We start from the raw sequence: 10,617 nt of genomic DNA, 5'->3' as shown, positions 1-10,617 counted from the left end.
GTGCCATATACTCCATAAAAACAGCGACCGTTTTTGTAGCGTCAAATTCTTTTTCTTGGATAGCCAACCACAAATCGAATGCATCACGTCCTTTCTTACGCTCATATAAAGCACGCAATTTAGTCGCCAATAGTTCTTCAAGTTGAAAAGTGCTCACCTTTGTTTCTTGAGAAAACCAAGGTGACTGAACAGAAAACGGTACTTTGAGACGATCTAAAACAGCGAAACTTTCGTGAATGTTGATTTCAATTTTAATTTTTTGCTTGATTGACACTGAAACCTCTGGAGAAAAATAAAAGAGTAATTTAAAGCTTTGTCCGGTTTGTCGCGTTTTTGGTTGTCCCAACCATGGTTCTAGGCAATCACGTAACACATCAATGATTTCTTTAATACCCCCTTTTGCAGTCCTCACCAAGTCGATATCCTCACTGTAACGTGCAGCAGGCGAGAAAAATAATTTGTGCAATGCCGTGCCACCACGAAATGCGAGTTGTTCAGATAAAAAAGGATTAGAAAAAATCTCAACAATCGTTCGTGATAAAATTAAATCCTGTTCTACTTGCATGTCATCAGGCCAAGGTGCCAATTGTCGCCATTGTGTAATATAGGCCATAGGAATCATTCATCAATCTCCAAACTTGTGTTTACAATCACATGCCACTTTTTATTCCTCTCAATAGGCTCGTAGGGCGCGTACGATACTAGACGTACCCAATGCAATGTTTTGCCTTCAAGCGCATTAAATAACGCATTAGCCGGTGTTTCTTGACCAAAATAATCAAGCAACCATCCCAATCGCTGTAGACCAAATAATTTCATATGATATTGTGTCAGGGCAGCTAATTTTTTTTCATCGAATAATTCGATTAAATCAGAAAATATCGTCGCCACGTTATTCATTCCAGCAGCATGCTCTGGGTTACTCACAAGATCAAATGCCAGTAATTCTGGACTGGCAACCTGGATCGTTCCGGCCAACGTATTAAATTGTCTTGTGAGGTGGGTATCGATTTGCTTTTTACCTATAAATTCAATATGAACACGACCACAATGAATGGATGGGCGATTTTTGAGGGTGACGACCTGAAATCGCTGAGGCTTTTGATGTGCAGCGCCATAATATTGAGCGGCGCTCAAGAACCCTACGTAATAAGGCAATCCCCAATAGCGCATCAAATCTGAAATAAACATTTCTGCGGGCAGGCAACCATAAGCTTGATATTCAGGGGGAATGATTAAGTAAAAGCCTCTAGCAGGGCTTGCAAGCCATTTGTCTTTTTTCAGGCGATGCAACGCATTAAGACAAGAGATTTTTTTCAAACCAAGCGCATTTTCCGCTTCTGATACAGTGAAAGAAAAACGGCCTTGTGCTCGTAGCTCATTAATAAAATTAAGTGCTTTCATCAGAAATCCTGTGTTTATACTCTTATAATATATCATATTTCGTTATATTACACGACTATTAACACAGATATCGTTTATTCGACAGGTAATTCAGATTTATTATTGAACGTGTTATATGCCTCATTGCACCATCTATAAAATGTAGGACTAGTCCAATCACGACCATCAATAAGGTAATTTTTATAAGGTTGAAATGACCCTAATAACTGTGGAAATTCGTTAACCATTCTATTTGCTACTACCTGACATAATTGCGAAGCAGAACTGTATACGTTTTTGTTTATCTCTTCCAAACAAAGAGTCTGGACTTGGGTTCTTAATGGTTTATAACGCTGGTATGAATTTGCCCCACCTTTACGCTTTTCACTGGTATAACGATCATCTTCAAACAGCATATCTTCAAATTGTATAAAATCTAAATTATCCTCGGGCAACTCGAATAATTCCTCAGCCTTTTCTTGGCTTCTGTTAGTGACATCAATCTCAAAAATTTTGCATATCGGGTTTTCAATGATCTTAACTTCTCTGAGTTGATTGGCTTGCACATCCTCAAAATTCATAATTAAACAAACATGTTTTTCATTATTTAAATGACGATATTTTTCTAATATAGCCGTATAACCTTTAACAAGGCTGGGATTATTCGCATGTTTAATATGAAGCACGATATGAAGCACGAAACGATTATTTTTGGAGATACTGAATTCGAGATTGAGCTGTTTTTCATCTCGCAAGAGATTAATGTTGATATTGCTATTCTGTGAAGTTAACCATGTATTACAAACGGTAAAAAATAGCATTTGCGAATAATAAACCCGAACATGCCTATATTCTGAATGATGCTTTGCCCAGAATGTCCGCCAAACGTCTTTATTTTCTATGAGATCCTTGAAGTGATGAATAATAGATGTGATAGCAAGCGTTAATGAATCAAGGCTATCAGGACACGCCCTCGTTTCCTTTGATAATTCAAGGTTAATGAAATGCTGGCTGTTCTCAAGCCATTTATACAAGCCTTCATAGTCTTTTTCTAAGTCATAATGTTCAAAACTATAATCTTTTAATGCTTTAAGCGTTTCAATAAACAATAGTTTATTGGTCTTAAGCTCTTTGAGTAACGCTTCTTTTCTGGCTGCTTTCGTAGTTTCAAGCCAGATGTAGCCTATATCGCGATTAACAACGTGTCGTAGTCTTTCATTATGCTCTGCCAACTCATAAACCACGGAATCAATCCTGTCTGCAACGGGAAGATTCGATAAAATATCTTTTGGAAGCAATTTAATCGGTTGTTTGGAAAATGGATTTTGCAGTAAGCTATAGCGATTATTATGCTTTGTAGTATGGACAATATCGCCTGTAATACCAACCTTAGCCATAATATCCACAGTATAACGACAGATATCCTCATCAATAATATTCTGCACCATATCACTGATCCGATCGCCTGCAATACCTTCTTCAAGTAGAGGCAACAATAAGAATATCTCCGGATCGCCTTGCGCCAAATCGACGATTTCTTTCGCACTTTGAAAGATTTTATCGTTAAATTCGATACCTGAACCTCTACCTTCGGTATTACCAGAACTGTAGCCAATACAGGTGGATTGATATTCAGGAAAATTCACCATTTTTTGAGCAATTCGCCAACATTTATCTCCCGTCTGAGTAGATTTTTTTAGCAAAAGAAGAAGACCCACAAAAAACGATTTATAGGTTTGATGCGAGTTTTTGATGATTTCACTTGCGCTATTTTTTAATAACAAAGGCTCAACAAAAACCTTCGTATCAAAATTCAATATTGGATCAAACACTCCCAATTCATTGAGTATCGCTTTATCAATATTAAAATAGTCTGAAAAGTGTATTGGTTCTTTAGAATTCATTACGTTCTTAGTTGCTATGAGTGCCATTTTTTCGTGGTCGATCATACTGCAAGCATATTTCATCATCAATGTATAATTTCGACACCATGATTGTGCTGCAATGGATAAACTTATCAACTATGATTTATCAAAATGGGCTCAGAATAACAATGTCTTTTGCATTACGATATCCATATTTTTCCCATTAACGGTTATGAGATACACTACTGGAATTAATCTGAGGATGAGCTGGTTCAAACACGATGTCTCTCAACGCAGCAATCTTCCCCAACTCACCTTGATATAAAGCAGGTTTGCAAGACTCAGGGATAGGCATATCATTTTTTAAAAAATTGATCAACGCACGTACAGCAGTAATTTTTTCTTTTTTCGAAAAACCAAAATTCATGATCGTAAAAAAACCAAAAAATGATAGCTTAGTCTTATAATCAGCGTCCAATGTTCGTTTATAAAGATATGATTCCGCTTCATTCAATTGGATTTGTTTGAGTAGCGCTTTAACATCTTTGCTACGATCATCATAAAACTCATTCCAATCACCAGCGCTAGCACCAGCCCGTGATTGGGCTTGGAGACGAGATTCCTCAGTGTTTTGAATCTCTGTTTTCACAAAATCTAACACCGTAGATTCTGTATATTTCGAACTGTATAAACAGATACCTAACTCGACCATGTATCTTTCAATCGCATCCAGATCTGCAGAATTTGTTATCTTACCGGTAAGTTTTGCTTGCCCAATTGCATCTATTATATTCGGCACTCCAGACACAATCTTTTGCTCATACTTATAATTAGTGTTGCAAAATCCAATTTCGATCTGGTCGTTTTTATGAATAAATATAATTTCTTTTGAATCAATAATTCTTTTTTGAGTTTCAGCATCTGGATCAGATGATAAGATTTTTACAGAGCGTTCTTCTACATATTGTGGATTTATTTTAATTTCAAATTCGCGAATGCGTTTAGCAGGATTATATGCATAATGAGATGGATTATTTATTCCCGTTTGTATAGTAGCTCTAAGGTTTTGTTTCCAATTCACCCCCAGTGACAGCAATAAAACAGCCAATGGCTTTTTATCCATAATCATAAAAAATTGCAATGGAGTAAAGGAACTTAGAATGGTCTCTGTGTATTCATAAGTACTAAAAGTGCTATCATTCGCTCGGTAAAAACTACCATTAAAGTGAGTATCAGCCTGAACAACCACTTTAACCTCGTGCTCATACACTTTATTCAAGCATGCCATTCGGTTAGGACTTCTACCAATACATTCAATTATGGGAAACAACCACGCTTCTGTAGTCATTGGCAAAAAGCGATAGTCATGCTCAGTATAGTGTACTCGCTTTTCAGCCAAATCTGTAAAATAGGCGTCAAACATTGATTGAATAGTAGTCAATTGTTGTTCCGTAAACACTATTCCGTATTTAAGCATAAGGCGAAGATGTGCTTGCCCCTTTTCAGACTTTAAATACTCCGTGGTGAACTCAACACCTTTTAACCAAGCATGAAAAGCGGAGGTGTTTCTTTTTAGCAGTGCTTGACTCAATAAAGCGTCTCTATCAATACAAGTAATCCATGATGATTGTAATATTTGCTCTACAGAAATCAGCTCTGCATTAAGAAGTATTATCAATGATTCAGGAGAAAGTTTTTCAATAGTCTTTTGGGAGAGGTTTTCTAGACTCTTCATCAAATTATATTTTGTTTGCAGAAGTTGAATAATTTCTTGGAAGTTTTTTTTCGATAAAAATGAATTCAGTTCGCTTGCATTTTGGAACAATGGATCTGTTACATGCTGCATTAAGCCTGCATCAGCCATTTTTTGTAACTTTATTTCAGAATAGTTAAATGTTAATACTCTATTTATTAATGAGTTATGGTTATAGTTCTGATCAGATTCGAGCAGTAGATGCTTAAATTTGTCATATATCCTATTAAAGGTGGATAGACCTACCTCACTCAGTGCTGTATCAAGAACACTGACAGCAATATAACCATTTTTAGGTATGTAATTTAACTCATTAATTAAAAACCAAAAAGTATCTGACGCTTTCTCATCTTCTTCCAATATTAGTACACATATTGATAATGAATATGCAATCGAAGAAGCGTGAAATCCTTCTATGCCATAAATTCCAAATAAGATCTGTAAGCAGTCTTTTCGATTAGCATTAAATGCAAAAGAAAAAACATCATAGCTATCCTTGGATTTTGATAGAGCTTCTTCAGCAGATCCCAGGCTAATGAGCCATTGAAAAAAAGGACTAGAACCTCCCTTATCTAACACAAAATGAAACAAATTATGCTCATTAATTGTCAAAGGTAAATATTCAGGGTGTACACTCAGTGCATTTCGGAAAAATTGTTCATCTGCAGACGTCATTGAACCTGATTGCGCAATCTCGTTCAATTTTGTCAAATATGCTTTTTTTTCTGCTGAAACAGGTGGGGGCGTCGTATGGGTTTTTTGGGCACTGTGTTTTAAGCTAGCCTCTTTTTTAGCTACAAATGGGTTATTCTTAATACTGATGCTAGAATCAAGTTGAAATGCTAAAAACTCCACCGCATGAATTAATATTTGGAATGCCTCAGTTGAATACGCGCTATTGTTATTCTTGTCGGGATGAAAATGAAGAAATAGCTTCATTTTTGCTTTTTTAAGATCTTTTTCAGAAAAACCTTTAGGTAAATCAATCAAATTCAGAGCGCTTAGATTAAGAGATTGCCAGTTTTTAATGATTTCGCATTGTTTTTGAAAACGAGCGTCTTCTTCGTCCACTGCAACATATAAACAATTTGTTTCAGAAACATCAATGTATGGCATATTTTCGCATTTAAAAAATCAGTATGGGCAAATTATACTCTATTTTTAACTAATTGTTAATTATATTCCTATCTCAAGATAAAATAACGCTCGAAAATCAGAATCCACACCAGGATAAAATCATTAGGCTATATAATATCTTTTACTTTTTCCCTAATGAGCTGAAAAATCATTCATAATCATCTTAAACTTATTACATGTTCAGGGTGAGTGATAAAGAAAATTTGCCAAAATTTTCCACTTCCTCTCGCCTCTGCGTTCGGAATATACTTACTAAGGGGAGCCAATTAAATCAAGTAGTTATCAAAATCCCACCGAAGTTAGAAATTTTCATGTAGAAGCAATGTAGAAAAGATATCTATCTTCATGAGCTAAGGAGTAGCGGTTCGTGTGTGATGTATTTAATATTTTGGCCATTCTCTTATCTCCTTTAATTGCATTACAAGTGCAAAAAATTCTGGACAATCTTTCGGATAAAAAACGCAGAAAAGAAGATATATTTAATACTTTAATGGAAACTCGAGCTCAACCATTGTCCTTTGAGCATGTTCGCGCTTTGAATAAAATAGATGTTGCCTTCTATAAAGATAAATCTATTACGCAGAGCTGGAATAACTATCGCGATCATCTTAATTCATTCCCTAAAGATGCAGGTGAAATAGAGCAAAAAATATGGACAAATGAAATACCAGAAAAATTGGTTAAAATGCTTTTTGAAATGTCGAAATTATTAAATTATGAATTCGATGAAGTTTTATTGAAAAAAGGAGCCTATTCACCAGTAGCCCATGGATATTTGGATTCTGAGCAAGCAATAATTAGAAAAGGATTAGTTGAGTTATTTGCTTTTCGTAAACCCCTAGCAGTAAGTCTTGTTAATAACCCAGAAAAACAGCATGAAGAAGCATAATTCAAATATTGTGCTAATGATTCATAGCCTCAATGAATCATATTTGTGCATAAATGCTAGCCGCACCTGAGCTTAAAGGATTAAGATGTTAAAAAAAACAAATGAAATTAGAAACTTGACCAAACTGGGACTTGAACTTTCTTTATTTATTGGTTTTATAACTTTAAATATTTATTTTTTTAATATCCAATTTTTCCCCATAGTAGATTTATATTCTTTTGCTTATTTAGCAATAGTAGTAGCTTGCTTAGGTATATGGATTTTTATAGTAATGGTACTGCCGTTTAGTTGTGGCCCTTATCTATGGATGGAGCTGCTTAAAAAAAAGGAAATATGTGATCTTATTTTTAAAGAAGAAGCGGATGCCTTTATAAGTTCTGGAAAGAAAGATTTTATTAACTTAACAGATAAAGCACGACAAAGATTGCTCTTTTATTATGTAGGTTCAATTATTGCTGTATATCTTTCACTACTAATTATATTTGCTACGCCATCTTGGGTTCTAGGGATCTATTTTTTACTTGGCAGTACGATGAAATTCTATCTATTCAACAATAAAAATGATAAAGAAGTCTCAGAAGATAAAAAACTGAGTAACTCCAAGTATTTTTTAATTTTAAAAATTTATGGAGCTTCAATCATACCTGGAATTTGTCTGTTACTTCCAACCCTTATGCTAATAAAATTCTCGTTTATTAGAGATGAGACACTTTCATATTTTTTTATATTTACATTAATATTTTTGTCTGGAGTAGGCTTGATGCCATTAATAAAGAACTGGCGAGCAAGCTCTTGGATAATAACTGTATCGACTGTTGTGATTCTCTTTTCATTACTTTGTTTTGATGGATTTGGGGTGCTCTCCAAAAAAATTGTACGCGTCTATAAATTTGGTGCAATTGAAAATATTTCAATTGGTGTTGATGATATCGGTTGTCAAATTTTTAAGAAGAAAAATCTTAATATTGAATGCAATTCCAAAGATAAAGTATTTTCTATCAAGAATGTAAATGTGTTATGGCGCGTTGGAGAATACTATATTCAATTTGACGGACCGAATCACAGCCATGAAGAAGTAATATTATCTAGTACCCATGTATACCATCTTGACCCAATAGAGCCAACCAAAACTGAAAAAACTAATGATCACAACGAAAAGTTAACTTCCTAGAGGATAAAGCCATGCAACAATTAATCCGTCCTAAAAAACTTAATCCTGGAGATAAAATTGCAGTGATCAGTACTTCATGGGGTGGTCCTGGTACTTTTCCTTACCGTTATGAAGTAGGTAAGCAACGACTCGAATCTGTTTTCGGATTGGAAGTGGTTGAAATGCCACATGCATTAAAAGATCCTGAATGGGTCTACCGGAATCCTAAAGCCCGCGCAGAAGATTTAATGCAAGCTTTTTTAGAGCCCTCTATTAAAGGAATTTTCTCAACGATTGGCGGAGAGGATGCCATAAGGCTATTACCTTACATTAACTTTGAAATCATCCGCAAAAACCCAAAAATAGTTTTAGGTTATTCAGATAGTACTGTTTTGCATTTTATTTGTTTGAAAGCAGGTATAGCAAGCTTTTATGGTACTTCGGTAATGACAGGTTTTGCAGAAAATGTAGGTATGCATGAATATACTGTCAGTGCGATAAAACAAAGCTTTTTTTCAATAGATAAAATAGGTGCTATTTCCAGGGCAAGCCAAGGGTGGACTAAGGAATATTTAGATTGGCAAAAACCTTCCAATCAAATGATTCAAAGAAGACTTGAGCCTGAAATGAAATGGGAATTTATTGGATGTGCTGACAAAATAATTCAAGGCCGTTTATTAGGCGGCTGTGTTGAAGTATTACAGTTTATCAACGCCACCGAAATTTGGCCTTCATTAGATGTTTGGGATGGCTGTATTCTTTTCTTAGAAACTTCAGAAGAAGGTGTAGCCCCATTATTTTTAAAACGTTTCTTACGAAATTTAGCGGCCCAAGGGATACTTGCTAAAATAGGGGGTATTTTATTTAGTAAGCCAGGTGGTCAACATATTTTAGCCCCCCAATTTAAAGACTATGGAAAAGCTATTTTAGAAGTACTTGAAGAATATCAATTACCCCAAGTTTCTGTAGTAGTTAATATGGATTTTGGTCACTCTGATCCAATGTGGGTAATGCCTTATAGCTGCTTAGCGGAGATTAATCCGATAGAAGAGACGGTAAGTTTATTAGAAGGAATGGTTATTTAAGGATTCGTTACTAATCTATTTCTTAAGCCATATCTTGTTTTAATCACATATAGGAGCGTACTAAAAAAACTTGTTATCATTAAAAATATCAAAGATAAAATAATTACTTTATTGCCAAAGTTATTAAGTAAAATTCCAATGATATAAAATGCGCCGATTGATGCCAACATTGAAAATGTACTAATTAATGAATCAAAAGTCGCTCTAATATCATTGGTGATATTCTTATACAGTAATGCACTGATAATAATGGAAGGATACTTAAATAAAATAAAACAAGAAAGAAACAAGATAATAGGGATTATTTTATAGATTTCATTTCCGTTATATGAGATTAGATAGCTTGTTGCAGCAACAAAGTGGGCTCCAAGGTTAGTCTTTCCATATCTACTTTAGTGCCAATATCATCAAGCATCACGGCATACAATGAATAGAAATACGCTTTTTTTCTTCGATATTGGCCAGAATCATCTGATCTAAACAATGCAAGACTAAAATAATTATTTTCCTCAGCCATAAAGGAGAAATTACTAGACCAAGGACGAGCAAACCATTTTGTTTTTTGAACTGTATTGGGGTTTCCGGGGAAATGAACTACTAGTGGGCGTGTCTCATTTAATTGCTTACCAAAAATAGCTTGTAAAAAATCATTATTATCAACAAAATCAGTTTTATCGGTTTTGACGGTTTTAGAATGCTCTAATGCAATATCTGCCAAAATAACATTTTTATTTGGAGGCAAATTACTAGTCATGATTAACCTCCTTATTATACTCACTTGTAGAACAAACAAGAGCATGGCTTTCTAACCAATTCACAACATCCTGTTTCTGATACAAAACTCGCCCCCCTACTTTACGGTAAGGGATTCCAACTCCACGCCAACGATCAGCCTCTAATGTTTTAACACTCTTGTTTATTACAGCCGAGATTTCATCCTGCCTAAAGAAAGCTTCCTTTGGCGAAGACCAAAAGTTTTGCACGTGCTCACTGTTTGATTTCTTCGGCAAAGTACGACGTTTTTTAGAAATATTAGAAGTAGGTACGCTCATATACATCTCCTTATTTAGAAATTATGTAGTTCACGTACGAATCGTATTCTTAAGAAAAAATGCTGTAGACAGGGCTAAAATAGCCTCTTTTATAGCGAAAAATGCAATTATCAGAAAAAGGAAATCAATTTGATTCCAATTAACCCAATCCATTCATATAAACATCATAAATTGTTTTTTTTAAAAGCCTATTTTCATCATTCAGGACTGCTCTCATCATTTTTATGAATTTTTGTAAGTCACTGCGATCTGTAATATCAAAAATGTAATCGATAATTTCCAAGGCAACATCAGCTGCTAAGG

Annotated in this window: 9 protein-coding genes; 3 read left to right on the top strand and 6 right to left on the bottom strand. The window is 34.9% G+C overall.

What is annotated here, in order from left to right; genetic code table 11:
- The 4 genes from WA877_RS04795 to WA877_RS04780 all read right to left on the bottom strand — a co-directional run.
- On the bottom strand, positions 1 to 622 hold a 622-nt coding region (locus tag WA877_RS04795; RefSeq protein WP_425169799.1), incomplete at its 3' end, for a nucleotidyl transferase AbiEii/AbiGii toxin family protein.
- Positions 619 to 1,404: a type IV toxin-antitoxin system AbiEi family antitoxin domain-containing protein gene (locus tag WA877_RS04790; RefSeq protein WP_425169797.1), complete on the bottom strand. Its 786-nt coding sequence runs from the start codon at positions 1,402 to 1,404 to the stop codon at positions 619 to 621. The genes WA877_RS04790 and WA877_RS04795, both read right to left, overlap by 4 nt.
- A gap of 74 nt (positions 1,405 to 1,478) precedes the next feature.
- On the bottom strand, positions 1,479 to 3,287 hold the full coding sequence (locus WA877_RS04785) for a hypothetical protein (protein WP_425169796.1): 1,809 nt from the start codon (positions 3,285 to 3,287) through the stop codon (positions 1,479 to 1,481).
- A gap of 184 nt (positions 3,288 to 3,471) precedes the next feature.
- Positions 3,472 to 6,117, bottom strand: coding sequence for a DnaJ domain-containing protein (locus WA877_RS04780; protein WP_425169795.1), 2,646 nt, complete (start codon positions 6,115 to 6,117; stop codon positions 3,472 to 3,474).
- 388 nt (positions 6,118 to 6,505) lie between these two features.
- On the opposite strand from WA877_RS04780, the gene WA877_RS04775 reads away from it, so the two are divergent.
- The 3 genes from WA877_RS04775 to WA877_RS04765 all read left to right on the top strand — a co-directional run bounded on the left by WA877_RS04775 (position 6,506) and on the right by WA877_RS04765 (position 9,262).
- Positions 6,506 to 7,027, top strand: coding sequence for a DUF6680 family protein (locus tag WA877_RS04775; protein WP_425169794.1), 522 nt, complete (start codon positions 6,506 to 6,508; stop codon positions 7,025 to 7,027).
- A gap of 85 nt (positions 7,028 to 7,112) precedes the next feature.
- On the top strand, positions 7,113 to 8,198 hold the full coding sequence (locus WA877_RS04770) for a hypothetical protein (protein WP_425169793.1): 1,086 nt from the start codon (positions 7,113 to 7,115) through the stop codon (positions 8,196 to 8,198).
- Positions 8,199 to 8,209: 11 nt separating this feature from the next.
- The gene (locus WA877_RS04765; RefSeq protein ID WP_425169792.1) at positions 8,210 to 9,262 is read left to right on the top strand and encodes a S66 family peptidase; all 1,053 of its coding nucleotides are present in this window, start codon (positions 8,210 to 8,212) and stop codon (positions 9,260 to 9,262) included.
- 334 nt (positions 9,263 to 9,596) lie between these two features.
- Here WA877_RS04765 and WA877_RS04760 read toward each other — a convergent pair whose 3' ends face one another.
- A complete protein-coding gene (locus tag WA877_RS04760) occupies positions 9,597 to 10,016 on the bottom strand; it encodes a hypothetical protein (RefSeq protein ID WP_425169791.1) in 420 nt (139 codons plus the stop codon).
- Positions 10,009 to 10,314, bottom strand: coding sequence for a helix-turn-helix domain-containing protein (locus WA877_RS04755; RefSeq protein ID WP_425169790.1), 306 nt, complete (start codon positions 10,312 to 10,314; stop codon positions 10,009 to 10,011). The genes WA877_RS04760 and WA877_RS04755 overlap by 8 nt, the downstream gene beginning before the upstream one ends.
- Positions 10,315 to 10,617: the final 303 nt, after the last annotated feature.

Origin of the sequence: Legionella sp., from assembly GCF_049790535.1 — a bacterium.
In the GTDB taxonomy this organism is placed as follows: domain Bacteria; phylum Pseudomonadota; class Gammaproteobacteria; order Legionellales; family Legionellaceae; genus Legionella.
This window is presented reverse-complemented; position numbering and strand designations above follow the sequence as displayed.